The organism is Mesorhizobium sp. WSM4976 (assembly GCF_029625685.1).
GTDB lineage: Bacteria > Pseudomonadota > Alphaproteobacteria > Rhizobiales > Rhizobiaceae > Mesorhizobium.
In genome coordinates this window covers 49,655-73,739 of the sequence record NZ_JARTVT010000010.1, presented here as the reverse complement: position 1 = coordinate 73,739, position 24,085 = coordinate 49,655, and the positions used below count along the sequence as shown (strand labels likewise).

26 protein-coding genes and 2 pseudogenes are annotated in these 24,085 nt (G+C 62.7%); 21 read left to right on the top strand and 7 right to left on the bottom strand.

Translation table 11 applies throughout. From position 1 onward, the window contains the following. Nucleotides 1–171 precede the first annotated feature (171 nt). The 3 genes and pseudogenes from ssb to P9272_RS14015 all read left to right on the top strand — a co-directional run bounded on the left by ssb (nucleotide 172) and on the right by P9272_RS14015 (nucleotide 1,562). Complete coding sequence (ssb, locus tag P9272_RS14025) at nucleotides 172–687, top strand: single-stranded DNA-binding protein (RefSeq protein ID WP_128259174.1); 516 nt, start codon at nucleotides 172–174, stop codon at nucleotides 685–687. Nucleotides 688–711: 24 nt separating this feature from the next. Beyond that, nucleotides 712–1,107: pseudogene (locus tag P9272_RS14020) on the top strand (DUF2306 domain-containing protein). Nucleotides 1,108–1,136: 29 nt separating this feature from the next. Next, nucleotides 1,137–1,562: an OsmC family protein gene (locus P9272_RS14015; RefSeq protein ID WP_278160995.1), complete on the top strand. Its 426-nt coding sequence runs from the start codon at nucleotides 1,137–1,139 to the stop codon at nucleotides 1,560–1,562. Between the two features lie 30 nt (nucleotides 1,563–1,592). On the opposite strand, the gene P9272_RS14010 is transcribed toward P9272_RS14015, so the two are convergent. From P9272_RS14010 to P9272_RS14000, 3 genes and pseudogenes are all read right to left on the bottom strand, one after another. Then, nucleotides 1,593–2,222, bottom strand: coding sequence for a MarC family protein (locus P9272_RS14010; protein WP_128259172.1), 630 nt, complete (start codon nucleotides 2,220–2,222; stop codon nucleotides 1,593–1,595). A 92-nt stretch (nucleotides 2,223–2,314) separates the two neighbouring features. Beyond that, nucleotides 2,315–2,663, bottom strand: a pseudogene (locus P9272_RS14005) (VOC family protein). 32 nt (nucleotides 2,664–2,695) lie between these two features. Continuing rightward, entirely contained in the window at nucleotides 2,696–3,226 is a 531-nt protein-coding gene (locus P9272_RS14000; protein WP_278160994.1) for a hypothetical protein, read from the bottom strand. 84 nt (nucleotides 3,227–3,310) lie between these two features. Here P9272_RS14000 and P9272_RS13995 point away from each other — a divergent pair, with 84 nt between their 5' ends. After that, the gene (locus P9272_RS13995; RefSeq protein ID WP_278160993.1) at nucleotides 3,311–4,138 is read left to right on the top strand and encodes an AraC family transcriptional regulator; all 828 of its coding nucleotides are present in this window, start codon (nucleotides 3,311–3,313) and stop codon (nucleotides 4,136–4,138) included. A gap of 24 nt (nucleotides 4,139–4,162) precedes the next feature. Here P9272_RS13995 and P9272_RS13990 read toward each other — a convergent pair whose 3' ends face one another. Both P9272_RS13990 and P9272_RS13985 read right to left on the bottom strand, forming a co-directional pair. After that, nucleotides 4,163–4,786, bottom strand: coding sequence for a ParB-like protein (locus P9272_RS13990; protein ID WP_128259168.1), 624 nt, complete (start codon nucleotides 4,784–4,786; stop codon nucleotides 4,163–4,165). Next, complete coding sequence (locus P9272_RS13985) at nucleotides 4,783–6,462, bottom strand: SulP family inorganic anion transporter (protein ID WP_278160992.1); 1,680 nt, start codon at nucleotides 6,460–6,462, stop codon at nucleotides 4,783–4,785. The genes P9272_RS13990 and P9272_RS13985 overlap by 4 nt, the downstream gene beginning before the upstream one ends. A gap of 224 nt (nucleotides 6,463–6,686) precedes the next feature. Between P9272_RS13985 and gyrA the strand changes: the two genes are divergently transcribed. Further along, nucleotides 6,687–9,473 carry a DNA gyrase subunit A gene (gene gyrA / locus P9272_RS13980; protein ID WP_278160991.1) on the top strand — a complete coding sequence of 929 codons (2,787 nt, stop codon included), beginning with the start codon at nucleotides 6,687–6,689 and terminating at the stop codon, nucleotides 9,471–9,473. A gap of 49 nt (nucleotides 9,474–9,522) precedes the next feature. On the opposite strand, the gene P9272_RS13975 is transcribed toward gyrA, so the two are convergent. After that, nucleotides 9,523–9,675, bottom strand: coding sequence for a hypothetical protein (locus P9272_RS13975; RefSeq protein WP_278160990.1), 153 nt, complete (start codon nucleotides 9,673–9,675; stop codon nucleotides 9,523–9,525). 298 nt (nucleotides 9,676–9,973) lie between these two features. Here P9272_RS13975 and coaD point away from each other — a divergent pair, with 298 nt between their 5' ends. The 8 genes from coaD to P9272_RS13935 all read left to right on the top strand — a co-directional run bounded on the left by coaD (nucleotide 9,974) and on the right by P9272_RS13935 (nucleotide 16,142). Next, nucleotides 9,974–10,474, top strand: coding sequence for a pantetheine-phosphate adenylyltransferase (coaD, locus tag P9272_RS13970; protein ID WP_128259165.1), 501 nt, complete (start codon nucleotides 9,974–9,976; stop codon nucleotides 10,472–10,474). Between the two features lie 126 nt (nucleotides 10,475–10,600). Then, on the top strand, nucleotides 10,601–11,098 hold the full coding sequence (locus tag P9272_RS13965; RefSeq protein WP_278161106.1) for a peptidylprolyl isomerase: 498 nt from the start codon (nucleotides 10,601–10,603) through the stop codon (nucleotides 11,096–11,098). 30 nt (nucleotides 11,099–11,128) lie between these two features. Continuing rightward, nucleotides 11,129–11,641, top strand: a complete 513-nt coding sequence (locus tag P9272_RS13960) for a peptidylprolyl isomerase (RefSeq protein WP_042642653.1) — start codon at nucleotides 11,129–11,131, stop codon at nucleotides 11,639–11,641. Between the two features lie 13 nt (nucleotides 11,642–11,654). Further along, entirely contained in the window at nucleotides 11,655–12,101 is a 447-nt protein-coding gene (locus tag P9272_RS13955; protein WP_128259163.1) for a DMT family transporter, read from the top strand. Next, nucleotides 12,101–13,189: a tRNA preQ1(34) S-adenosylmethionine ribosyltransferase-isomerase QueA gene (gene queA, locus P9272_RS13950; RefSeq protein ID WP_278160989.1), complete on the top strand. Its 1,089-nt coding sequence runs from the start codon at nucleotides 12,101–12,103 to the stop codon at nucleotides 13,187–13,189. The genes P9272_RS13955 and queA overlap by 1 nt, the downstream gene beginning before the upstream one ends. Beyond that, on the top strand, nucleotides 13,179–13,448 hold the full coding sequence (locus P9272_RS13945) for a hypothetical protein (RefSeq protein WP_278160988.1): 270 nt from the start codon (nucleotides 13,179–13,181) through the stop codon (nucleotides 13,446–13,448). Before queA ends, P9272_RS13945 begins: the two co-directional genes overlap by 11 nt. Beyond that, the gene (gene tgt, locus P9272_RS13940; RefSeq protein ID WP_278160987.1) at nucleotides 13,441–14,571 is read left to right on the top strand and encodes a tRNA guanosine(34) transglycosylase Tgt; all 1,131 of its coding nucleotides are present in this window, start codon (nucleotides 13,441–13,443) and stop codon (nucleotides 14,569–14,571) included. Before P9272_RS13945 ends, tgt begins: the two co-directional genes overlap by 8 nt. Nucleotides 14,572–14,771: 200 nt before the next feature. Then, nucleotides 14,772–16,142 (top strand): hypothetical protein, encoded by a 1,371-nt coding sequence (locus P9272_RS13935; protein WP_278160986.1) that lies wholly within the window; start codon nucleotides 14,772–14,774, stop codon nucleotides 16,140–16,142. 45 nt (nucleotides 16,143–16,187) lie between these two features. Here P9272_RS13935 and P9272_RS13930 read toward each other — a convergent pair whose 3' ends face one another. Then, complete coding sequence (locus P9272_RS13930) at nucleotides 16,188–16,607, bottom strand: DUF4864 domain-containing protein (protein ID WP_128259158.1); 420 nt, start codon at nucleotides 16,605–16,607, stop codon at nucleotides 16,188–16,190. A 210-nt stretch (nucleotides 16,608–16,817) separates the two neighbouring features. Between P9272_RS13930 and P9272_RS13925 the strand changes: the two genes are divergently transcribed. The 8 genes from P9272_RS13925 (at nucleotide 16,818) to P9272_RS13890 (ending at nucleotide 24,023) form a co-directional block, all read left to right on the top strand. Next, nucleotides 16,818–17,054, top strand: coding sequence for an Lrp/AsnC ligand binding domain-containing protein (locus P9272_RS13925; RefSeq protein ID WP_128259157.1), 237 nt, complete (start codon nucleotides 16,818–16,820; stop codon nucleotides 17,052–17,054). A gap of 167 nt (nucleotides 17,055–17,221) precedes the next feature. Beyond that, entirely contained in the window at nucleotides 17,222–18,634 is a 1,413-nt protein-coding gene (locus P9272_RS13920) for a circularly permuted type 2 ATP-grasp protein (RefSeq protein ID WP_278160985.1), read from the top strand. A gap of 98 nt (nucleotides 18,635–18,732) precedes the next feature. Further along, nucleotides 18,733–19,014 (top strand): four helix bundle protein, encoded by a 282-nt coding sequence (locus P9272_RS13915; protein WP_347404051.1) that lies wholly within the window; start codon nucleotides 18,733–18,735, stop codon nucleotides 19,012–19,014. A gap of 89 nt (nucleotides 19,015–19,103) precedes the next feature. Continuing rightward, complete coding sequence (locus P9272_RS13910) at nucleotides 19,104–20,045, top strand: alpha-E domain-containing protein (protein WP_128259154.1); 942 nt, start codon at nucleotides 19,104–19,106, stop codon at nucleotides 20,043–20,045. A gap of 21 nt (nucleotides 20,046–20,066) precedes the next feature. Then, nucleotides 20,067–20,861, top strand: coding sequence for a transglutaminase family protein (locus P9272_RS13905; RefSeq protein ID WP_128259153.1), 795 nt, complete (start codon nucleotides 20,067–20,069; stop codon nucleotides 20,859–20,861). Between the two features lie 32 nt (nucleotides 20,862–20,893). Further along, the gene (locus P9272_RS13900) at nucleotides 20,894–21,625 is read left to right on the top strand and encodes a peptidase (RefSeq protein WP_128259152.1); all 732 of its coding nucleotides are present in this window, start codon (nucleotides 20,894–20,896) and stop codon (nucleotides 21,623–21,625) included. Between the two features lie 93 nt (nucleotides 21,626–21,718). Continuing rightward, on the top strand, nucleotides 21,719–23,131 hold the full coding sequence (locus P9272_RS13895) for an aspartate aminotransferase family protein (RefSeq protein WP_278160984.1): 1,413 nt from the start codon (nucleotides 21,719–21,721) through the stop codon (nucleotides 23,129–23,131). A 124-nt stretch (nucleotides 23,132–23,255) separates the two neighbouring features. After that, a complete protein-coding gene (locus P9272_RS13890; RefSeq protein ID WP_278160983.1) occupies nucleotides 23,256–24,023 on the top strand; it encodes a DeoR/GlpR family DNA-binding transcription regulator in 768 nt (255 codons plus the stop codon). Nucleotides 24,024–24,085 lie beyond the last annotated feature (62 nt).

Genomic DNA, 24,085 nt, shown 5'->3' with positions numbered 1-24,085 from the left:
ATGTTCAGGCGCGGCCTTTGCTGACATTCCTTGACAGAAAGGTAGGTCTTCTCTAGAACGAAAAGGGAACAAAAACATTGTGGGAAAAGCCAGCCTCTTCAGGCATGAACAGCCCGCAGGCTGTAAGGTGAGCGACTTAAAATTTGTTTCGGATGAGCGCGGAGAAGTAAGATGGCGGGTAGCGTCAACAAGGTCATTCTGGTCGGCAATCTCGGGGCGGACCCTGAAATCCGCCGCCTGAATTCCGGCGATCCGGTCGTCAACATCCGCGTCGCCACCTCGGAAAGCTGGCGCGACAAGAACTCGGGCGAGCGAAAGGAAAAGACCGAGTGGCATAATGTCGTGATCTTCAACGACCAACTCGCCAAGGTCGCCGAGCAGTATTTGAAGAAGGGCATGAAGGTCTATGTCGAGGGCCAGCTGCAGACCCGCAAATGGCAGGACCAGACCGGCAATGACCGCTACACGACCGAAATCGTGCTGCAGAAATTCCGCGGCGAGCTGCAGATGCTCGATGCCCGCGGCGAGGGCGGCCAGGTCGGCAACTATTCCGGCGGCGGCAGCCGCGGTTCAGATTTCGGCCAGTCCGGCCCGAACGAAGGTTTCAGCCGCGGTGGCGGCGGCGGTTCCAGGGGCGGCGGTGGCGGCGGCTCGTCGCGCGAGCTGGACGACGAGATCCCGTTCTAGGCGTTTCACTTAAGGGAAGGCGCGATGTCGCTCGGATCGCTTCTGTCGGCGCCGCCTCCCATTTCATGGCATGCTTTCGCGGCCATCGCCGCTTTAGCCGTCGGCGGCGCCCAGTTGGCGTTGCCGAAAGGCACGATACGTCACCGCGTGCTGGGTTATGCCTGGGTGGCGCTGATTTTGGGTCATCGCCGTTTCGAGCTTCTGGATCCAGCAGATCCGGCTTGCAGGTCCGTTCAGCCCGATCCATCTGCTGTCGATCCTGGTGCTGGTCACGGTACCGCTGGCGGCCTGGTATGCGCGCACGCATAAGGTGGCCGCGCATTGCGGCGCTATGGTGAAACTCTTTTCGCGCTGGTCGGCGCCGGCATGTTCACGCTACTGCCCGGCCGGATCATGCACGCCGTCGCGTTCGGCCAATAGGCGACGGGAACCTCGCAAGGAAGATTAACGTGAAAGCACGCGTCAAATGGGTCGAGGATCGCACCTTTGTCGGCGAATCCGGCAGCGGGCATAAGGTCGTGCTGGGCACGGCGCGTGGGCCGGATGGCAAGACACCTGGACCGAGCCCGATGGAACTGGTGCTGATCGGCACCGGCGGCTGCTCGGCCTTTGACGTCGTTCACATCCTTGAGAAAGGCCGCGAAGCAATCGAGGATTGTGTCGTCGAGCTCGACGCCGATCGCGCAGAGACCGACCCCAAAGTCTTCACCCGCATCCACATGCATTTCATCGTCAAGGGCAAGGCCCTGTCGCGTGACAAGGTCAAACGGGCGATCGATCTGTCGATCGATAAATACTGCTCGGCTAGCGCCATGATGGCGAAGACGGCGACGCTCACGCATGATTTCGAGGTGGTTGAGACGGGGGTGAAGTAGGCAGGAGGCAGTTGCTTCGCGGCCGCTGGACTATGCGGCCATCAGCGCCCTGACGCCGTCGGCCACGAACTGGACCGCCAAGGCCGCCAGGATCACGCCGAGCAACCGCGTCAGGATGGAACGACCGGTCTGGCCGAGGATTCGGTCGATGCGTTCCGACAGCACAAACACAAGATAGGTGATGACGAGGCAGAAGAAGATGATGCCGACAAGGGCTGCCTGGGCGGCAAAGCCCTCGAAATGTCCCGATAAGAGCACCGTCGCCGAGATGGCGCCCGGGCCGGCGATCAGCGGGATCGCCAGCGGGAAGGCGGCGATGTTGTGGATCATGTCCTTGGTGATGGCGACGTCGCCGATCTTCTCCTTGCGGTCCTGGCGGCGCTCGAACACCATTTCGAAGGCAATGAAGAACAGCAGGAAGCCGCCGGCAACGCGGAAGGCCGGCAGCGTGATGCCGAACACCGACAGGATCGAGGCGCCGGCGATCGCGAACAGCGCCATGACCAGAAAGCCGATCACCGAAGCGCGCACCGACACCTGCTGGCGCTCCTCGCGATTCATGCCACGCGTCACGGCAAGGAAGAGCGGCGCCAGCCCCGGGGGGTCGATGGTCACCAGGATCGTCACGAAGGCGTTGAACAGGCTGTCGAAACTCGGCATCGCTGGCCCCTCCCGCCGGGCGAAGCCCAAGCTTTGCAATTGGTAGAGCAAAGCCCGAGCGGTGGGAACAGCCGGGAGGGGAAATCAGCCGGCTATTCGGCCCTGCTGCAGTAGGCTTCCAACCGATAGCCGTCCGGATCGATGACGAAGGCGGCATAGTAGTTGGCCGTTGTCCTTGCCGCCCTCACGCAACGCGGCGGCATGGAAGGCGTCGACGCTGGCGCGCGTCGGCGCCGAGAAGCAGAAATGCAGGCCGGACTCCGTGTCAGCCGGTACCGGCCGCCCGGCGTCGCTCACCCAAAGCTGGACCGCCTCGGCACCGTAGCCGAGGGAGCCGGAGGACTGGCTGAGGCAGGAACAGCCGAGCGGCTCGAGAGCAGCGTCGTAGAAGCGTTTGGAAGTACCGGTATCGCGGACACCGATCGAGACATGATCGAGCATTGTTTCCTCCATAATTGCAATTGGTTGGCTGATTAGGCCGGAGTCGCGCGCCGCGCCAGGAATTCGACCTCCATTCGCCAGGTCGTGCCGCCGTTATATGAACGCTCGCCTAGCCAGCGGAACGAGTTTTCGGTGATGCGTGAAAAGCTCCAGCGCACCGACGCGCCGGTGCCGTCGGCGCCGATCTGGACGATCGTGTCGCCCTCGGCGCGGCCGAGCTGCCGGCTGTAGTACTGGTTGCGCGGGTCGCTCCAGAAGATGTGCCAGGTGTCGGTGCCGGGATCGTAGACGCGCAATGTCGTGCCGTAGAAGGTCCACGGCCCGAGCGACGGGGAGGGGCCCGCGTCTCGCGCCGGCAAGATCCAGACATCCTGCACGGCCCTGCCTTCCAGAACCCAGCCGAAATGCACCTCGCCGCGACCGGTGAGCCTGGTGCCGTCCTCGAAGATGCGCGTGGCGTCGAATGTCCAGGCGCCAATGAAGCGGCCGTAGAGCTTCAGCTTTTCAGCGAGATCCGGATTGGGGCCGTCACTGTGCAAGGCCTCGGCAAAGGGATTGGTCATGGTTGCTGCCTCGTTTGTCAGGAGAGGGCAAGCAATAGGGGCAGGCGGGGTTCGTCGCTTGGGAAAAATTGCTATCTTTCAGGCATGACGACAGCGCAGAGAACTCTGGCTTCCGGATCAGGCTGGCAGGTGTCCGACGTGGTGTGTACCGCCGCCGCGGGCGACAGGCAGTTCGAGGAAGAACATCGCGGCTTCTGCGTCGCCGCGGTAACCAGCGGCACGTTCCGCTACCGCACGCGCCAAGGCACGGCGATGCTGGCGCCGGGCGCCATCCTCCTCGGCAATCCAGGCGCCTGCTACGAATGCGGGCACGAGCATGGCGCCGGCGATCGCTGCCTCTCCTTCCATTTTTCCCCGGCCTATCTGGAGCGCGTCGTGGCCGAACTGCCGGGCGCGAAGCGGCTGGGCTTCGCCGATCCGCGCCTGCCGCCCTTACCGTCGCTGGCGCCTTTGCTTGCCGAGGCGGAGGCGGCGCGCGAAAGGAGCGACAACGGGGCGTTCGAGGAACTCGGCCTGCGCCTTGTCGGCGCGGTGGTTGCGGCTGCCGCCGGTTCTTCCAGAACGGCGCGGACACCCAGCCGCCGCGATCAGAAACGGGTTGCCGAAGCAGTGCGGCTGATCGAGCTCAATGCCGAGCGGCCGCTCTCGCTGGCCGAGCTTGCCGGCGGCACGGCGACCAGCCCGTATCATTTCCTGCGCACGTTCCGGCACGTGGCCGGCATGACGCCCTATCAGTTCCTGCTAAGGACCAGGCTGCACCGCGCCGCTGTGCGCCTGCGCAGCTCGGACGCGACGATTTCGACGATCGCATTCGACGCCGGTTTCAACGATCTATCGACCTTCAATCGCCGGTTCCGGCGCCAGATGGGAGAGGCGCCAGGCGTCTATCGCAGACGCCGTGCGAGCCGATAGGCTTGACTTTCGATCAGTGTGCAGTCAATCCGATGTGGGGCCGCACCATCCAGGCAGATAATCCGCGTCCTTGCTCTTGGCGAGCGCCAAGGCTTGCTTCGTCGCCTTGTCGAAGTTCTTGGCGACGGCGTCGCGGTCGATGCGCCGGCGCAGGAAGTCAGCCCACAGGAATTCGCTGAATGGCGTGGTGTCCTTGGCGAAACCGCCCTGACGGCGCAGTTCGCCGGCCATGCTTCGATACGGATCGTCTACCAGCTCGCCGATGGTCTTGGGAATGGCCGAATAATCGCGGCGCCTGCCAGTCTCGTCGAAAGGATGCATCCAACCACGATTGTCGAGCATGAAAAGAAACGCTTCCTTGTCCAGCGCGGACAAATCGCTGACTACTGTGACCAGCACGTCCTTGACCCCTTCCTCCAGAAGGGCACGGGCGAGGTGGTGATGGTCGGTGACGTAATTGCGGTTCTTCGGACCGAGCACCACCGGCATCATGTGTCTGCCCAGGAAGACACCAGTCTTGTTCTTGGCGTCCTGCGCCCGGATCATCTGGCGCTTCAGCTCGACCTCCCTCATGCCAACCGTTATCTGCGTTGGCCGCAGTTCCTCGACGGGGACCGGCGTCACAATTGGTTCTCGGGGGGCGATCATCCTATTCCATCCTGTTCTTGCGGTTGCGGTTTCCCCGGATCAAGTGTTTTGATCGCCGCGTCGACGCTGTGGAATATGCGCTCAGCGCCGACAATGTCAGCGATACCGAACCGCGTCAGCGCCGCCTGGGCGCGCAGCGATTCCATGCGCGCGATAGCAAAGACCGCGCCTTTGTCGCGACAATGGCAGATGGTGTCGATCAGTGCCTGGGCGGCGGTATAGTCGATCTCGACGATGTTGCTGGCCTCCAGCACCACCAGCTTCACATCGTCGCTCCTGGCGTCGATCAGGTCCCTCAGACCGCGCTTGAAACGGTCGGCATTGACGAAGGAAAGCGGCGCCTGGAACGCTGCAACCAGCACACCGGCGTGCTGCTCGCCTGCGTTTGAGCCGTTCGGCGGCCACCAGACCGAGGTGCCCGGCACCTGCGCCAGTTCGATCGGTTCCGTGCGCGTCGAGCCCCAGATGCCGTGCAGCAGCGACAGGCCGATGCCGATAGCGACGCCGGTTTCGATCGGCAGGATGACGATGGCGATCATGGTGATCAGGATCAGCGCGAACTCACCCGGCGCCTGCCGGTAGACGTTAACGGCGATCCTCCAGCGCAGGATGTGCTGGGCCACGAACATCAGCACGGCGGCAAGGGCCGCTTGCGGCACATTGGCCAGCAGGGTGCCACCAAAGGCGCCGAGCGTCAGCACGATGGCCGCCGCGATCAGACCCGACAGCTGAGAGCGGCCGCCGGTCTGGGCGACGATGGCCGTACGCGGCGGGCTGGCATTGACGGCAAAGGCGCCGAACAGGCCGGCCACGATGCTGCCTGCGCCGACGCCGACGAAGTCGCGGTTCACGTCTGGCGCTTGGCCATTCCGCGGCGGGAAGGAGCGGCTTGTGGCCGCCGTCTGCACCATGACGACGATGGCGATCAGCAGCGCCAGGGGCACAAGGGCCCGCGCGTCCTGGAAGTCGACGGTCGGTATGCCCGGGGCCGGCAGCCCGTTCGGCAAGGCGCCGAGCACCTCGACGCCACGGTTCTTCAAGTCGAAGGCGACAACGCCAAGCGTCGCCAGGACCATGCCGATCAATGCCGCCGGGATACGCGCGCTGACCTGTCCGGCCGCGAAGACGATGGCGAAGACGCCGAGGCCGATTGCCAGGCTCCAGGGATTGGTGAGGTGAAGATCGGCGGCTATCTCGCCGATCCGCCGCACCGTCTCGCCGCTTTCGGCCGGCAGGCCGAACAAGGAAGGCAGTTGCGAGACGATGATATGTACGGAAATGCCGGCGAGGAAGCCGGTCGTGACCGGCACGGACAGGAGATCGGCAATCCAGCCGAGGCGGAAAATACCGCTGAGCGCCACCAGCAGGCCCACCATCAGGGCCAGCATGCCCGCCATCGCCAGATAATGCGGCGAGCCCGAGGTGGCGATCACCGCCAGACCGCCGGCGAACAAAGGCGTGATCGTCGAATCCGCGCCCGCCGACAGGTGGCGGTTGGCGCCGAGCAGCGCGAAGGCGACAGAGCCGGCGACGAAGGTGAAAAAGCCGATCTGCGGCGCGAAACCGCCGAGGCGCGCCGTCGCCATCTGCTCTGGAATGGCGATCGCGGCCAGCGTGATGCCGGCCGCCAGATCTCCGTTGAGGTCATTGACACCCCAGCCGCTGAGGGCCCGCATGGGCAGCCACGAGGCCAGGTTCACAGCTCTTGCGGTTTTTGCCCGATCCATCACCGACCTTGCCGCATGACGGCGAAAACGACCGTGGCCATATCGTCGCAATCAGCGGTATCCATTTGAAATTACCATCGAAATTGTCTCTGGAAAAGTCCGGCCGACATTGGAGTTTCGGCGAGGCTTCCTATATAAGCATGCAGTGATTCCCGACTGGATTGTGACCTGATTTGACCGACCAGAAGACACCGCGCGGGCCAGAGGACGGCCCCACCGGCATCGAGCCGATTTCGATCATCGAGGAGATGCAGCGCTCCTATCTCGATTACGCCATGAGCGTGATCGTCAGCCGCGCGCTGCCCGACGTGCGCGACGGCCTGAAACCCGTCCATCGCCGCATCCTCTACGCCATGCAGGAAGGCGGCTACCACTGGAACCGCAAGCATGTGAAGTCGTCGCGTATCGTCGGCGACGTGATGGGTAAATACCATCCGCATGGCGACGCCTCGATCTATGACGCGCTGGTTCGCATGGCGCAGGACTGGTCGCTGCGCGTGCCGCTGATCGACGGACAGGGCAATTTCGGCTCCATCGACGCCGACCCGCCCGCGGCCATGCGCTATACCGAGTCGCGGCTCACCAAGGTCGCGCATGAGCTCCTGGAGGATATCGACAAGGAAACGGTCGATTTTCAGGACAATTACGACGGCGCCGAACAAGAGCCGAAGGTGCTGCCGGCGCGCTTCCCCAACCTTCTGGTCAACGGTTCCGGCGGCATCGCCGTCGGCATGGCCACCAACATTCCGCCGCACAACCTGGCGGAAGTGTGCAATGGCGCGATGGCGATCATCGACAACCCGGCCATCGACCTGCCGGCGCTGATGGAGATCGTGCCCGGCCCGGATTTCCCGACCGGCGGCATCGTGCTTGGCCGCTCCGGCATCTACAGTGCCTATTCCACCGGCCGCGGCTCGATCGTCATGCGAGGCCGCGTCGAGATCGAAAGGCGCGGCAATGACCGCGAATCCATCGTCGTCACCGAAATCCCCTATCAGGTGAACAAGGCGGCGATGATCGAGAAGATGGCCGAACTGGTGCGCGAAAAGCGCATCGACGGGATCTCCGACATTCGCGACGAAAGCGACCGCCAGGGTTACCGGGTCGTCATCGAGCTGAAGCGCGAGGCCGTCGCCGACGTCATCCTCAACCAGCTTTACCGCTTCACGCCGCTGCAGACATCGTTCGGCGCCAACATGGTGGCGCTGAACGGCGGCAAGCCGGAAGTGATGATGCTGATCGACATGCTGAAAGCCTTCGTCGGCTTCCGCGAGGAGGTGATCAGCCGCCGCACCAAATACCTACTGCGCAAGGCGCGCGAGCGCGCCCATGTCCTTGTCGGCCTGGCGATTGCGGTCGCCAATATCGACGAGGTGATCAAGCTGATCCGCACCGCGCCCGATCCGCAGACGGCGCGCGAGCAGTTGATGGAGCGGCGCTGGCCGTCGCACGACGTCGCGCCGCTGATCAAGCTGATCGATGACCCGCGCCACCGCATCAACGAGGATGGCACTTACAATCTCTCCGAGGAACAGGCGCGCGCCATCCTCGACCTGCGCCTGCAGCGCCTGACAGCGCTCGGCCGCGACGAGATCGCCGATGAGTTGAACAAGATTGGCGCCGAGATTGTTGATTTCCTTGATATTTTGTCGTCTCGAGCGCGCATCCAGCAGATCGTCAAGGACGAGTTGATTGCGGTTCGCGACGAGTTCGGTACGCCGCGCCGTACCGAGCTCTCCGAGGGCGGGGCGGACATGGAAGACGAGGACCTGATCCAGCGCGAGGACATGGTCGTCACCGTCAGCCATTCCGGCTACATCAAGCGCGTGCCGCTGTCGCTCTACCGGGCTCAGCGCCGCGGCGGCAAGGGCCGCTCCGGCATGTCGACCAAGGAAGAGGATTTCGTCACAAGGCTGTTCGTGGCCAACACGCATACGCCGGTGCTGTTCTTCTCTTCGCGCGGCATCGTCTACAAGGAAAAAGTCTGGCGGCTGCCGATCGGCAACCCGCAATCGCGGGGCAAGGCGCTGATCAACATGCTGCCGCTCGAGCAGGGCGAGCGCATCACCACCATCATGCCGCTGCCGGAGGACGAAACCAGTTGGGGCGAGCTCGACGTGATGTTCGCGACCACGCGCGGCACGGTGCGCCGCAACAAGCTGTCCGACTTCGTCCAGGTCAACCGCAACGGCAAGATCGCCATGAAGCTGGAGGAAGAAGGCGACGAGATCCTTGGCGTCGAGACCTGCACCGACAATGACGACGTGCTTTTGACGGCGAATTCCGGCCAGTGCATCCGTTTCCCGGTCTCCGACGTGCGCGTCTTCCAGAGCCGCAACTCCGTTGGCGTGCGCGGCATAAGCATGGCCGAGACCGACCGCATCATCTCGATGTCGATCATCGAGAATGTCGATGCGTCACCCGCCGAGCGCGCCGCCTATCTGAAGCGCGCGGCGGCCGAGCGACGGCTTGCCGCCGGTGGAGCAGGCGAGGACGAGGAGATTGCGCTCACCAATGAAGAGGTCGGCGAGGAAGCCGAGCTATCCGACGAGCGCTACGAATTCCTCAAGGCGCATGAAAAGCTTGTGCTGACGGTGACCGAATATGGCTATGGCAAGCGCTCGTCATCCTACGACTTCCGCCTGACTGGCCGTGGCGGCAAGGGTATCCGCGCCACTGACGTGTCGAAAACGGCCGAGATCGGCCGCCTGGTCGCGACCTTCCCGGTCGGGAATGACGATCAGATCATGCTGGTGTCGGACGGCGGCACGGTGATCCGGGTGCCGGTCAACGGCATACGCTTCGCCAGCCGCGCCACCAAGGGCGTGACGATCTTCAATACGGCCGAAGGTGAGAAGGTCGTGTCGGTGGAGCGGATTTCGGAGCCTCAGTCGGACGACGAGGCTGAAGACGTGGCTTCAAGCGAGACTGGCGCGATCGATACAGGCGGACGCGAATAAGGTTTCTTCCGGCCAACGGGCCCCCTGGGCCGGCTCGGTCTTGGGAAAATCAATAGCGACGATAGAGGTTGCGGTGGGCGAAACCATCGAGCCGCTTGGTGTTGGCCTTGACGCGCACCCGCGCCGCTTCCTGATGCAACCCGAATGCAGTCGCGATCAGCATCACGATGGTCATTGCGGTGGCAAGCATGTAAATCAGCATTTGCGTGTTCTCCTGGGCTTACAACGACGAGATGGGGATTTGGTTTCGTCCCTTGAAGCGGCAACCTAGTGAACGCTGCGTGAAACGTTCGTGATCGCCGCATTCATCTGTCGTTCATCGGCGCGGAAAGGTTCATGGCCATGCAATCATTGGGATTTGCCTTTGTCTGAGAGGTTCGCTAGAGCGTTTCACCGTTTCAAGATAGCAGCGAACCTCTCTATCTTTATCTTTTTGTCTTTGCTCAATTCTGGACGGAAAACCGCTCACACTTTTCCTGGAATTGATCTAGAAGCCTGCCATGACAGAACGCACCGCCCTTTACGCCGGCTCCTTCGACCCACTGACCAACGGCCATCTTGACGTGCTCAAGGCGTCGCTGGCGGTGGCCGACACCGTCTATGCGGCGATCGGCATCCATCCAGGCAAGAAGCCGTTGTTTTCCTTCGAGGAACGCGTGGAGCTGATCGAGGCGGCAACCAAGGTGGAATTGGGCAAGGACAGCGATCGCATCAGGGTCGTTTCCTTCGATGGGCTGGTCATCGACGCGGCCCGCAAGCACGGCTCCTCGATCATCATCCGCGGCCTGCGCGACGGCACCGATCTCGACTACGAAATGCAGATGGCCGGCATGAACGAGACGATGGCGCCGGAACTGCAGACGGTTTTTCTCCCCGCCAGTCCCTCGGTGCGCACCATTACCGCCACACTCGTGCGCCAGATTGCGTCGATGGGCGGCGATATCCGCCCATTCGTGCCGGCGGCCGTCGCCGGGGCGCTCACCGCCAAGTTCACCAAATAGGCTTTCCCGGAGATCCCCATGCAGCTGAAGAAGCTCGCTTCGTTCCTAGTCGTGCTTGCCGGCCTTTTCGCGGCATCCCTTTTCTCGGCATCCGGGCCGGCTGTCGCCGCCGACAAGGAAAACACCATGGTCATCACGCTCAAGGATGGCGACGTGACGATCGCGCTGCGTCCCGATCTGGCGCCCAAGCACGTCGCGCAGATCAAGAAGCTGGTGCGCGACGGCGCCTATGACAATGTCGCCTTCCACCGCGTCATCGACGGTTTCATGGCGCAAACCGGCGACGTCAAATTCGGCAACATGAAGAAGGGCTTCGACCCGCAAGCGGTCGGCACCGGCGGTTCCGATCTTCCCGACCTGCCGGCCGAGTTCTCGCAGAGCGAGCAGTTCGCGCGCGGCGTGGTCGGCATGGCCCGTTCGCAGGATCCGAACTCGGCCAATTCGCAATTCTTCATCATGTTCGCGCCGGCGCCGAACCTCGATGGCCAGTACACCATCGTCGGCAAGGTGGTCGGTGGCATGGACCTCGTCGACAAGATCAAGAAGGGCGACGAGGCCGACAACGGCACGGTCACCGACCCCGACCGCATGATCAAGGTTCGCATCGCCGCCGACGGCAAATAAACCCCTCAATTTTCAAAAAGGATTTCTGACATGGCTGAGATCAAGGATCGCGAGAACGCGCTGATCATGGAAACGACCAAGGGCAAGGTCGTCATCGAAATGTATCCCGAGCTGGCTCCCGGCCATGTCGCCCGCATCAAGGAGCTGGCGCGTGAGGGCGCCTATGACGGAGTGGTGTTCCATCGCGTCATCGACGGCTTCATGGCGCAGACCGGCGACGTCAAGTTCGGCAATTCCTCGAAGCCGACCTATGCGCCGTCACGCGCGGGCATGGGCGGGTCGGACAAGCCGGACCTCAAGGCCGAGTTCTCCAACGCCAATCATGGCCGCGGCGCCTGCTCGATGGCGCGCGCCCAGAACCCGAACTCGGCGAATTCGCAGTTCTTCATCTGCTTCGACGACGCCGCCTTCCTCAACCGCCAGTACACGGTGTGGGGCCAGGTCATCGAAGGCATGGAAAATGTCGACAAGATCAAGCGCGGCGAGCCGGTGCAGGATCCCGACAAGATCGTGTCGCTGAAGGTCGCGGCCGACGTCAAGTAAAGGCGGAACGACGATGGGCGCAGTCTGGTCCCTGCTGGGCATCCTGTCCGGCGCCTTCATCGCCATCCAGGCGCCGATCAACTCGCAACTGGCGCGCGGCCTCGGCCTTCCCGTCGCGGCGGCGGCATTCTCCTTCCTGTCGGGCGCTATCGTGCTTGGCATTATTGCCTTCGCGGTGGTGAGGATGCAGGGCATCTCGCTCGACTGGAAGGCGCCGGCGCCCTGGCTGTTCATCGCCGGCGGCATGCTCGGCGGCTTCTATGTGACGTTGTCGACGATCCTGACGCCGCGCATCGGCGCCGCGGCCCTGATGGCCTTCCTGGTCGCCGGGCAGTTGCTCGCCGGCATGCTGATCGACCGCGTTGGTTTCCTTGGGGTGGCGGTGCGCGAAATCTCGCTTGGCCGCGTCGCCGGCGCGGTAATGCTGCTCGCCGGGGCGCTGCTCATCCGGCTTTTCTGATGCGCGTCGACCTGTTCGACTTCGACCTGCCGGAGGAGCGCATCGCGCTTCGCCCGGCGGAACCGCGCGACAGCGCCAGGCTCCTGGTCGTCAAATCTCGCGAAGCATTACAGGACCGCATCGTCAGCGAATTGCCGTCGCTGCTTCGCGACGGCGACGTGCTGGTGTTCAACGACACCAAGGTCATCCCGGCGCAGCTGAAGGGCGTACGCAAGCGCGGCGAGGCGGTGGCGCAGGTCGAGGCAACGCTGCACATGCGCGTAGCGCCAGACCGCTGGCAGGCCTTCATGCGGCCGGGCAAGCGCATCTCCGCCGGCGACCGCATTCATTTCGGCCATGACGGCAATTCCTGCTTCCTCGGCCAGCTCGACGCGACGGTGATCGAGAAAGGTGAGGCGGGCGAGGCGCTGCTCGGCTTCGACCTGTCCGGGCCGTTTCTCGACGAGGCGCTGCATGCCGTCGGCCACATTCCGCTGCCGCCTTATATCGCCTCGAAGCGCGACGATGACGAGCGCGACCGCGACGACTACCAGACCATCTATGCCAGGGAAGAGGGGGCGGTCGCTGCCCCCACCGCCGGGCTGCATTTCACGCCGGAGCTGTTTGCGGCGCTCGACGCCAAGGGCATCGAGCGTCGCTTCGTCACGCTGCATGTCGGCGCCGGCACCTTCCTGCCGGTCAAGGCCGACGACACGGCCGATCACAAGATGCACGCCGAGACCGGCTCGGTAAGTGCCGAGACCGCGGCGGCGCTCAACGCGGCCAGGGTCCGGGGAGGGCGGATCATCTGCGTCGGCACGACATCGCTGCGGCTTCTGGAGAGCGCGGCTCGTGACGAAGGCCGCATCGGGCCCTGGTCCGGGCCGACCGATATCTTCATCACGCCCGGCTATCGCTTCCGCACCGCCGACATGCTGATGACCAATTTCCATCTGCCGCGCTCGACGCTGTTCATGCTGGTCTCGGCTTTCAGCGGCCTGGAGACGATGCGTGAGGCCTATGCGCATGCCATCGAGAACCGCTACAGGTTCTACTCCTATGGGGACGCTAGCCTGCTTTACCGGGCGGAGACGAGCGATGGACGATGATCTCGACGGCATGGACCGCGACACGCTGATCGCGGAGGTGAGGAAGCTGCGCGCCGGTATCCGCGCGCATCGCGATGTGACCGGGCATGATCTGTGCTGGCATCACCCCGAGTTATGGGACCTGCTGCCGGAAAAGACCGAGCCTGCGATCTCCGTGCCGCCATCGCCGAAATTCATGCGCGGCTACATCCGCTACCGGCAGTCGCTCGACGAGCAAGCGTCCGTTGCCCCGGTGCACGACAAGGGATTCAATGGCTGAAACTTTTTCGTTCAAGGTGCTTGCCACGGACGGCAAGGCCAGGCGCGGTCTTGTCTCGATGCCGCGCGGTGAGATCCGCACGCCGGCCTTTATGCCGGTCGGCACCGGCGGCACCGTCAAGGCCATGTATATGGATCAGGTGCGCGGCGTCGGCGCCGACATAATCCTCGGCAACACCTATCATCTGATGCTACGGCCGGGTGCCGAGCGCGTGGCCAGGCTCGGCGGCCTGCACGAGTTCGCGCGCTGGCCGCATCCGATCCTGACCGACAGTGGCGGCTTCCAGGTCATGTCGTTGTCGAAGCTCCGGAAACTGACCGAACAGGGCGTCACCTTCCGCTCGCATATCGACGGCGCGCCTTACGAGATGTCGCCGGAGCGGTCGATCGAGATCCAGGGATTGCTCGATTCCGATATCCAGATGCAGCTGGACGAATGCACCGCGCTGCCAGCAAAGCCCAAGGAAATCGAGCGCGCGATGGAATTGTCGCTGCGCTGGGCCGAGCGCTGCAAGGCGGCCTTCGGCGACCAGCCAGGCAAGGCGATGTTCGGCATCGTCCAGGGCGGCGACAGCGCGCCGATGCGCGTGCGTTCGGCGCAGGCGCTTAAGGCCATGGATCTGAAAGGCTATGCCGTCGGCGGGCTGGCGGTCGGCGAGCCGCAATCGGTGATGCTGGAGATGCTCGACATCACCTGCCCGGAGCTGCCGGCCGACAAGCCGCGCTACCTGATGGGCGTCGGCACGCCGGACGACATATTGAAATCGGTGGCGCGCGGCATCGACATGTTCGACTGCGTGATGCCGACCCGCGCCGGCCGCCATGGCCTTGCCTATACGCGCCGCGGCAAGGTCAATCTCAGGAATGCCCGCCACGCCGACGATCCTCGGCCGCTCGACGAGGAAAGCGATTGCCCGGCGGCGCGCGATTACTCGCGTGCCTATCTGCATCACCTGGTGCGCTCGCAGGAGTCGCTCGGAGCGATGCTGCTGACCTGGAACAACCTGTCCTACTATCAGAAGCTGATGCAGGACATCCGGGCAGCTATCGAGGCGCGGGTTTTTGAAGCGCGCGCCGCTGAGATCGCCGAAGGCTGGTCGCGAGGCGATATTCCGGCGCGCTAAGTGGCTGAAGGCCTCCACTTGAGCGTGCGCGAACCATTTTGAAACGACTGTGATTGTACAGATTGCCGGGATGACTTCAGGCAAAGGCGGAGACCTTGCTCGTCTCGGGACAATCCTCGGCGTCGGGCGAGGCGCAAACAAATCGCGCTAGCGGCTCTCGCGAGTCTGCTGCCGCCGTTCAGCAATGGGCGGGAGCGGTTTTGCCGGCTGTCGCGGTCATCGGGCTCGCCGGCCTCGTCCTGCGCATGCTCGGCGCGCGTGGCGACCTATGGCTGGATGAGATCTGGAGCCTAGTGCAGCTTGAACCGCTCACCTCGATCGACCAGATATTCTGGCGAATAAATCACGACAACAATCATTTCCTCAATTCGATCTATCTCTACCTGGTCGGCCCCGATGCCTCACCGTTGCTCCAGCGCGCGCTGTCGATCGCGCTGGGTGTCGGCTCCATCGTCGCCGCGGGAGCGGCTGCTCGCGGACGGTGGGCCGCTGTCGCCACAAGCCTGCTGTTCGCCATCAGCTATCCGATGGTTCACTATGGCTCGGAAGCGAGAGGCTATGCCGGCTTGGTGTTGTTCACGCTTCTTGCCGCCATGTTCCTGGAGCGCCGGCTCGACGGAAGAGGCTCGGGTGTTGCGTTCGGGGCGATCGTCCTCCTCGGCTTTCTGTCCCATCTCATCATGATGGAAACCGTGGCTGTTCTGGTTGCCTGGGCCGCCTGGATCGTCTGGCGGCGCAACGGCAGCCTCGGGCGGGTCAATGTCGAGCTCGGTCAGATCTTCGCGCCGGCGTTCCTGGCCGTGCTGCCGCTTGCCGCCTGCATGCTGATTGGCTCGCTGCTGTTCGGGTTCAGGATCGGTGGCGTCCTGCCATTTTCGCTTCACGCCTTTGGGCAGGGTTATGGCGGAATGATCCGCTACCTGTTTGGCGTGCCGGATTGGATCGGCGACTGGGCTTCCATCACTGCCGTCTGCGGGGTCGTCTGCGTCTGCGCCGCCATATGGCGCGATCGGCGAGCGAGCCTCTTTGTCATTGGGATCGTCGGGCTGCCCGTAATCATGGCAATGGCACGACCGCCCAATTCCGAATTCCCGCGCTACTTCCTCGTTCCCGCAACATTGATGTTGTTGTGGGCGGGTGAGCTGCTTGGGCGTGGTTTCGCCGCCGGAGGCAAGTACCGTCTGTTCGCGGCGGTCGCGATGGTGGCAATCCTCGCCGGCACGACGACGCTTCTGCTGCCATTCTACAAATATGCGCGGGGGTCCTACGCCGCGACGGTCGACAAAATGACTCGTGACGGCGCAGCCGACTACGCTACCAACCAGGAATTCCGCACCGTGATGACCGTCGACTATTTTGCCAAACGGCTCGGGCGTCAGGCCTCGTTTGTCGCGACGGACAAAATATGTGACGAGCGTCCGTCCTGGCTGATCCTCGAGGGACCCATCGATCGGCAGCCGCAATATGTCGACGCCGCGCCGGCTTGCGGGTCGGCCTATGAGCGTGTCGATGCCTCGACTAGTTGGGGTCTTTCAGGCCTGGCCTGGACGCTGTATCACCGCCGGGATTGAGTGTAGGCTCGGTCCATACCGGACCCGCGGGTTTCTCGGAGTTGGTCAGGTGCTGACCGAGGTCGAGGCTCGCAGGCTGCAGCCGGTGATCTTGAAGCTGCCATCCGCCTGCTGCTGCAGCGTATAGACCGCCTCGTAATCCTTACCGTCGGGCCCGACGATCAGGACCTGCTGGACGATCGAACCTGGCCCCGTCTCCTCGACCTTGCCGAAGGAATAGGATTGGGGTTTTCGCACGGGCGCGTAGCCATTCGTCACCATGTTCATGAAGGTTTCGACGGTCGGAAATATCTGCTTCACGTTCGGCGCGGCGAAACTATAGGCGGCGGCGCCATCATTGGCGATGAAGGCCTTCAGCTGGCTGTCGATAACCGTCTGCGCGGCCTTGACCTCCGCATCGCCGGCCAAGGCAGACGAGGTCATCAGCATTGGAACAATAGCTAACGCGAACAATGCGCGGCGCATTGGCTGCCTCCCGGGAAATTCGCTTGCCGAACTACTCTAATATACGCGTCGCGGCACGGCGTGGTTTCACCGACCTGCGAAGATTTCGCCATTTCCCGCCGGAGGCGGGAGCAGGTACTCTTTGATCTGCGCGGCGCGTGAAGCTTGAAAGCCGGGCGGCAGTCTGCCACAAGGGCCGCTTATTCATGACGCAGGCGGCAGGACCAGGCAATGAAGGCATTTTTCGTGCAGATTAAATGCGATCTGGGCAAGGCCTATGAGGTCGCCAGCGCGCTTGCTGACGCCGAGATCGCCTCCGAAATCTACTCGACCGCCGGCAATTACGACCTGCTCGCCAAATTCTACGTCGACGACGTGGAGGATATCGGCCACTTCGTCAATGAGCGGGTGCAGATCCTGCCCGGAATCAAGGACACCTTCACCATCGTCACCTTCCGGGCGTTCTGACCGGCTGGCGATGCCCGGCCCGGAAGCAGGAGGTGACCTGGTCTTGGTGCTCATGCCTTAAAATTAGGCAATTTGCATAGAGCGGCCGTCATCGCTTCTTAAATCACCGATTGCGCTTGATTTTCTCCGGCCAGGCCAGTGAAATGGTCTTAGAGGGGAGTACGCGATTGGCAGCCTTCGATGAAATGCTTCCGGACGTTTCCGGATTGAGAAGACCTTATGAGGCTTATGATCGCTGGCTGAAGGAGCAGGACCCGGCCAGGCTTACCCAGAAAATGCAGGACGCCGAGCGCGTCTTCCGCAAGACCGGTATCACCTTTGCCGTCTATGGCGAGCAGGAAGCGTCCGAACGGCTGATCCCTTTCGACATTGTGCCGCGCATCCTATCCGGCCAGGAATGGCGCCGGCTGACACAGGGCATCGAGCAGCGCGTGCAGGCGCTGAACGCCTTTCTCGACGACATCTATCACCGCCAGGAGATCCTGCGGGCCGGGCGCGTGCCGAGGGATCTCGTTGCCAGGAACGAGGCCTTCCTGCCCGAGATGATCGGTGTCAGGCCGCCGGCCGGCGTCTACACTCATATCATCGGCGTCGACATCGTCCGCATATCGGAGAACGACTTCTACGTGCTGGAGGACAATGCCCGCACGCCGTCCGGCGTCTCCTACATGCTGGAAAACCGCGAGACGATGATGCAGCTCTTTCCGGAGTTGTTCCAGAAGATCAAGGTGCGGCCGGTCGAGAACTATCCGCAACTCCTGCGCCAGTCGCTCGCCGCGGTGCGGCCGCAAAGCGCCAAGGGCGCGCCGACCATCGCGGTGCTGACGCCAGGCTCCTACAACTCTGCCTATTTCGAGCATGCCTTCCTTGCGGACCAGATGGGCGTGCAGCTCGTCGAGGGGCAGGATCTGCGCGTCGTTGACGGCCACGTCGCGATGCGCACGACCGAAGGCTACAAGCAGATCGATGTGCTTTACCGCCGCGTCGACGACGCTTTCCTCGATCCGCTGACTTTCCGCCCGGACTCCGCGCTCGGCGTACCGGGCATCATGGATGTCTACCGCGCCGGCAACATCACCATCGCCAATGCGCCTGGCACCGGAATCGCCGACGACAAGGCGATTTATTCCTACATGCCCGAGATCGTCGAGTTCTACACCGGCCGCAAGGCCATCCTCGGCAACATCCCGACCTGGCGCTGTTCGGAGCCGGACAGCCTCAAATATGTGCTCGAGCACATCAGCGAGCTGGTGATCAAGGAAGTGCACGGCTCCGGCGGCTACGGCATGCTGGTCGGCCCCACCGCGACCAAGAAGGAATGCCAGGAGTTCGCCAAGAAGCTGCAGGCGAAGCCCTCGAACTATATCGCCCAGCCGACGCTGGCGCTGTCGACCTGTCCGATCCTGACCGAAAAGGGTCTTTCGCCGCGTCATGTCGATCTTCGGCCTTACGTGCTGGTTTCGGACCGAATCCAGATCGTGCCGGGCGGCTTGACGCGTGTCGCGCTCAAGGAGGGTTCGCTTGTCGTCAATTCCTCGCAAGGGGGCGGGACGAAGGACACGTGGGTGTTGGATGATTAAAGAGCGAAGAGAGTAGCGAATAAGGGAAAGAGGGGGATACGACGGCAATCAATTCCTACAGGGAGCTCGTCTTTTGGAAGGCGGCATTGAAGTTGGCAGTGAATTGCTACTCGGCCACGGGAGGTTTTCCAAACGGTGAAGTGCACGGGATGACCTCTCAGATACGACGCTCGGGGGCTTCCATCGCAGCGAATGTCGCAGAGGGGCATGGAAGAGAAAGTACAGGAGCCTTTATTCAATTTCTTCGCGCGGCGCAGGGCTCTCTTAAAGAGTTGGAGACACATCTCATCCTGTGTGGGGAGGTGAGACTAATGGTCGAAGCGGAGGTTGCCAGCTTGCTTGGCCAAACTGATGAAATCGGGAAATGCTGCGTTCGATGATCAGGAGCCTGCAACAAAAGTCATGAAGTCCTTTTTCCCCTATTCGCTACTCCCTATTCGCTATTCGCTCGACACCGGAGCAAGCTGAGATGCTTTTGGGCCGCACCGCAAACGGTCTCTATTGGATGAACCGCTATATCGAGCGAGCCGAAAACATGGCGCGTCTCGTCGATGCCGGCCTGCGCATGGCGCTGACGCGCACGCAGAACGCGTCGGAGGAATGGAATTCGGTGCTGCTCAGCGCCGGCTCGGACTATGCGTTCTCGCAGAAATACCAGGACTACACCGCTGCCAACGTCTCCGACTTTCTGCTGCGCGACACCTCGAACCCGTCGAGCACGATGTCGTCGATCGAGACGGCGCGCAACAATGCCCGCATGGTGCGAACGGCGCTGACGCGCGAGACCTGGGAAAGCATCAACGAAGCCTGGATGTCGCTGAAGCGCATGCTGGCGAAGCCGATCGACGAGCGCGACCTGCCGACGGTGCTCGATTCCATCAAGCGCGAGACGGCGCTGATCCGCGGTTCGTTCTACGGCACGATGCTGCGCAACGAGATTTTCGATTTTTCGCAGCTTGGCACCTATGTCGAGCGCGCCGACAACACGGCGCGCATCCTTGACGTGAAATATTATGTTCTCTTGCCTTCGCTGTCCTGGGTCGGCTCGACGCTGGACAACTACCAGTGGGAGTCGATCCTGCGCTCGGTGTCGGCGCATCGATCCTATCGCTGGGTCTATGAGGCCGACTACAAGCCGACGAATATTGCCGACTATCTGATCCTCAATGTGCGCATGCCGCGCTCGCTGACATTCTGCTATCGCTTCCTCGGCGAGCACCTGAAATTCCTCGCCGACGACTATGGCGAGCGCCATGCCTGCCACGCCACGGCCGAGAAGATCCAGGCGTTGCTCAAGAGGGGCTCGATCAAGGACATATTCGATCACGGCCTGCACGAATTTCTGGCCGAGTTCATTCGCGACAACACCAGGCTGGGCGACGAGATTGCCCAGGATTACCGGTTCTATTGAGCGGGGCTGAGGGCGGGCGTCATGCGGCTCAAGATCACCCATCGCACCGAGTACCGCTACGACGCGCCGGTGCAATACCTGCTGCAGCGGCTGCGCCTGCTGCCCCTGAGCGGACGGACGCAGACCGTCGGCTCCTGGGCTATCAAGGTCGAAGGCGCGCGCGAGGAGGTGCGCTTCACCGATCATTTCGGTAACGACACGCGGCTGGTGAGCGCTGAGAGCGGGCACAGCACGATCACCGTCGAGGCGGCGGGAGAGGTGACCACGCATGACACGGCGGGCGTGACGGGCGCGCATCAGGGCTTTGCCCCGCTCTGGCTGTTCGGCCAGCAGACGCAGCTTACCGCCGCCGGCGAGGGCATACGTGAACTGGCCGGCTCGCTCGGGCAGGGAACCGAGATCGAGCGGCTGCACAGGTTGATGGCCGCCATCCGCGAACGGGTCGCCTACAGACCGGGCACGACCAGCGTCGTCACGCCGGCGGAAGAGGCCCTGGCGCTCAAATCCGGCGTTTGCCAGGATCACAGCCATATCTTCATCGCCGGGGCCGTCGCGCTTGGCTTTCCGGCTCGCTATGTCAGCGGTTACCTGATGATGGATGCGGCCGTCGAGCAGGCTGCAAGCCATGCCTGGGCCGAGGCCTATGTCGTGGGGCTCGGATGGGTTGCCTTTGATCCGGCCAACGGTATTTCTCCCGACGAACGCTATGTGCGGGTGGCGACGGGGCGCGATTATCGCGACGCCTCGCCGGTGTCGGGGATACTGCTGGGGCAGGCGCAAGAGAAGCTTGCCGTCACCGTCACGGTGGAGCAGTAATTTCCGACGGGATTCGCTGTTAAAGAAGAATCATGACCTATTGCGTCGGCCTCAAGATCGATCGGGGGCTCGTGTTCATGTCGGACACGCGCACCAATGCCGGCATGGATTCGATCTCGACCTTCAAGAAAATGCACGTCTGGGAAGAGCCCGGCGAGCGCGTGATCGTGCTGATGTCGGCGGGCAACCTTGCCACCACGCAAGCCGTCGTCAGCCTGCTCGACGAGCGCAACAAGGCCGTTGGCGACCGTCATCCGAAGCTGCTCGAGACGCCGTCCATGTACCAGACGGTGCGGCTGGTCGGCGATACGGTCAAGGAAGTCATCGAACATGCCTCGCCGAACGGCGACAAGGCGGATTCCTACTTCAATGCCTCCTTCATCCTCGGCGGCCAGATCAAGGGCAGCCCGCCCAGGCTGTTCATGATCTATCCGGAAGGCAATTTCATCGAGTCGACCGATGACACGCCTTTCTTCCAGATCGGCGAGACGAAATACGGCAAGCCGATCATCATCCGTGCCTATGACCCGACAATGGGCCTGGCCGAAACGGTGAAGCTGCTTCTGGTGTCGTTCGACTCGACGCTGAAATCCAACCTTTCGGTCGGGCTGCCGCTCGATCTGCTGTTCCTGGAGAAGGACAGTTTCAAGGTCGGGCTCAACAGGCGCATCCGCCAGGACGATCCCTATTACCGCACCATCTCCGACGGCTGGTCGAACGCCTTGAAAACGGCCTTTGCCAGCCTGCCGGATTTTCCCGGTTAGGGTTCGCATTTCGCGGCCTTTTGCGCACTTAACATGTTGATCAATATCGAAGCTGGTTTACCCGCCGCATTGCGGCTGGGCTCGGGAGGATAGATGAACAACGAGACATTCCGCGACTGGTCGAGGCGGGCGGCCGACTGGGGCGTCGACTACCGCGCCGGCTTGCGCGACCGTCCGGTGCGGCCGGCAATCGCGCCGGGCGAGATTTTCCGGAGCATCGAGGTTTCGCCGCCCGAATTGCCCGAACCGATGGAGAAGATCTTCGCCGATTTCGAAGAAAAGATCGTGCCTGGCATGACGCATTGGCAGCATCCGCGCTTCTTCGCCTATTTCCCCGCCAATGCGGCGCCGGTCTCGGTCGTGGCGGAGTATCTGGTCTCGGCGATGGCCGCGCAGTGCATGCTGTGGCAGACCTCGCCGGCTGCGACCGAGCTCGAGACGCGCATCGTCGACTGGATGCGCCAGGCGCTTGGCCTGCCCGAGGGCTTTTCCGGCGTCATCCAGGATTCGGCCTCGTCGGCGACGCTTGCGGCGGTGCTCACCATGCGAGAGCGGGCGCTCGACTGGCAGGGCAACAAAAAGGGGCTGGCCGGACAGGGCAAGCTGCGCGTCTATTCCTCCGACCAGGTCCATACCTCGATCGACCGCGCCATCTGGGTCTCAGGCATCGGCGAGGAGAACCTCGTCCGCATTCCGGTCTCAGGACGTTTTCGCGCCATGGATACGGCCGCACTTGAGGCCGCGATCGTCGCCGATCGCGAGGCCGGCCTGCTGCCGGCCGGCATCATCGCTTGCGTCGGCGGCACCAGCATTGGCGGCACCGACGATATCGCCCCGGTGGTCGCGGTCGCAAAGCGGCAGGGGCTTTACCTGCATGTCGACGCCGCCTGGGCCGGATCGGCGATGATCTGCCCGGAATACCGGCATTTCTGGGCGGGCGTCGAAGGCGCGGACTCCATCGTCTTCAATCCGCACAAGTGGCTCGGCGCGCAATTCGATTGCTCGATCCAGTTCATTCGTCAGCCGGAAGACCTGGTGCGCACGCTGGCCATAAAGCCGGAGTTTTTGAAGACGTTGGGGCACGACGGCATCATCAACTATTCGGAGTGGTCGGTGCCGCTCGGGCGCCGTTTCCGTGCGCTCAAACTCTGGTTCCTGCTGCGGGCCCATGGCCTCGAAGGTTTGCGCAATATGATCCGCAACCACGTCGCCTGGAGCGAAGGACTGGCCGCGCGGCTCGCCAGGGAAGCGGATTTCGAGCTCGTCAGCGAGCCGATGCTGTCGCTGTTTTCGTTCCGGCACCAAGCGCCTTCGGGTACCGATCCGGACGAGCACAATCTGCGGCTGGTCGACACCATCAACACCGAAGGCCGCATTTACCTGACGCAAACCAGGGTCGACGGGCTCGTGGCGATCCGCTTTCAGGCGGGGCAGTTCGAGTCGACGGCGGCCGATGTCGACGCCGCTTTCGACGTCATAACCGAGATTGCGCGGCGCTTATCCTGAGGCGGCAGACCCATTACGCGCTGGTTTGCCTTTTGCAGTCAGTTGATTTTCGTTAGCCGGCTCATGCCTTTTCTTCGCTTTCGTTTTCCGATATAGACGGAAAAAACGAAAATGGGAATGCCGGATGTTTCTTTCGCCACGCCACGCCGAAATCATCCAGATGGCGAAAGATCACGGCCGGGTCCTGGTCGAGGATCTGGCAACCCATTTCAACGTGACGCCGCAGACTATCCGCAAGGATCTCAACGATCTCTGCGATCAGCGGCTGCTCACCCGCATCCATGGCGGCGCACTGTTCCCGTCCGGCATCGAGAACATGGAATACGAGGCTCGCCGCAAGATCGCGGCCGACGAGAAGGAGGCGATCGGCAGCGCCGCGGCGCGGCTGATCCCGGACAATGCCTCGCTGTTCATCAATATCGGCACCACCACCGAGGCGGTCAGCAAGGCGCTTCTCGACCATAGCGGGCTGATGGTCATCACCAATAACATCAATGTTGCCAATAGGATGCGCATTTATCCTACGATCGAGGTGGTGATCGCCGGCGGCGTGGTGCGCGGTTCCGATGGTGGCATTGTCGGCGAAGCTGCCGTCGATTTCATCCGCCAGTTCAAGGTCGACTACGCGGTCATCGGCGCCTCGGCTATCGACCATGACGGTGCGTTGCTCGACTTCGATTTCCGCGAAGTGAAGGTAGCACAGGCGATCATAGCCAATGCGCGCCACGTCATTCTGGTCTCCGACCGGACCAAATTCGAACGTACGGCGCCGGTCCGGATCGGCCACCTTTCCCAGGTGAATACCTTCATTACCGATCGTTGCGACATCCCTTCGATCCGCCGGATTTGCGAGGAGACTGAGGTCCGGCTGATCGAGACGGCGCTCGAATAGCGGCGCATCAGGGCTGTTTCACGCAGCCGTGATAATTTCGTTTGACATTCGCTTTGAGTTCG

Coding starts and splice junctions, on each gene's coding strand:
- ssb (WP_128259174.1), top strand. CDS start 172: ATGGCGGGTAGCGTCAACAAGGTCATTCTGGTCGGCAATCTCGGGGCG.
- P9272_RS14010 (WP_128259172.1), bottom strand. CDS start 2,222: ATGCCGAGTTTCGACAGCCTGTTCAACGCCTTCGTGACGATCCTGGTG.
- P9272_RS14000 (WP_278160994.1), bottom strand. CDS start 3,226: ATGACCAATCCCTTTGCCGAGGCCTTGCACAGTGACGGCCCCAATCCG.
- P9272_RS13995 (WP_278160993.1), top strand. CDS start 3,311: ATGACGACAGCGCAGAGAACTCTGGCTTCCGGATCAGGCTGGCAGGTG.
- P9272_RS13990 (WP_128259168.1), bottom strand. CDS start 4,786: ATGATCGCCCCCCGAGAACCAATTGTGACGCCGGTCCCCGTCGAGGAA.
- P9272_RS13985 (WP_278160992.1), bottom strand. CDS start 6,462: ATGCGGGCCCTCAGCGGCTGGGGTGTCAATGACCTCAACGGAGATCTG.
- P9272_RS13975 (WP_278160990.1), bottom strand. CDS start 9,675: ATGCTGATTTACATGCTTGCCACCGCAATGACCATCGTGATGCTGATC.
- coaD (WP_128259165.1), top strand. CDS start 9,974: ATGACAGAACGCACCGCCCTTTACGCCGGCTCCTTCGACCCACTGACC.
- P9272_RS13965 (WP_278161106.1), top strand. CDS start 10,601: ATGGTCATCACGCTCAAGGATGGCGACGTGACGATCGCGCTGCGTCCC.
- P9272_RS13960 (WP_042642653.1), top strand. CDS start 11,129: ATGGCTGAGATCAAGGATCGCGAGAACGCGCTGATCATGGAAACGACC.
- P9272_RS13955 (WP_128259163.1), top strand. CDS start 11,655: ATGGGCGCAGTCTGGTCCCTGCTGGGCATCCTGTCCGGCGCCTTCATC.
- queA (WP_278160989.1), top strand. CDS start 12,101: ATGCGCGTCGACCTGTTCGACTTCGACCTGCCGGAGGAGCGCATCGCG.
- P9272_RS13945 (WP_278160988.1), top strand. CDS start 13,179: ATGGACGATGATCTCGACGGCATGGACCGCGACACGCTGATCGCGGAG.
- tgt (WP_278160987.1), top strand. CDS start 13,441: ATGGCTGAAACTTTTTCGTTCAAGGTGCTTGCCACGGACGGCAAGGCC.
- P9272_RS13930 (WP_128259158.1), bottom strand. CDS start 16,607: ATGCGCCGCGCATTGTTCGCGTTAGCTATTGTTCCAATGCTGATGACC.
- P9272_RS13925 (WP_128259157.1), top strand. CDS start 16,818: ATGAAGGCATTTTTCGTGCAGATTAAATGCGATCTGGGCAAGGCCTAT.
- P9272_RS13910 (WP_128259154.1), top strand. CDS start 19,104: ATGCTTTTGGGCCGCACCGCAAACGGTCTCTATTGGATGAACCGCTAT.
- P9272_RS13905 (WP_128259153.1), top strand. CDS start 20,067: ATGCGGCTCAAGATCACCCATCGCACCGAGTACCGCTACGACGCGCCG.
- P9272_RS13900 (WP_128259152.1), top strand. CDS start 20,894: ATGACCTATTGCGTCGGCCTCAAGATCGATCGGGGGCTCGTGTTCATG.
- P9272_RS13895 (WP_278160984.1), top strand. CDS start 21,719: ATGAACAACGAGACATTCCGCGACTGGTCGAGGCGGGCGGCCGACTGG.
- P9272_RS13890 (WP_278160983.1), top strand. CDS start 23,256: ATGTTTCTTTCGCCACGCCACGCCGAAATCATCCAGATGGCGAAAGAT.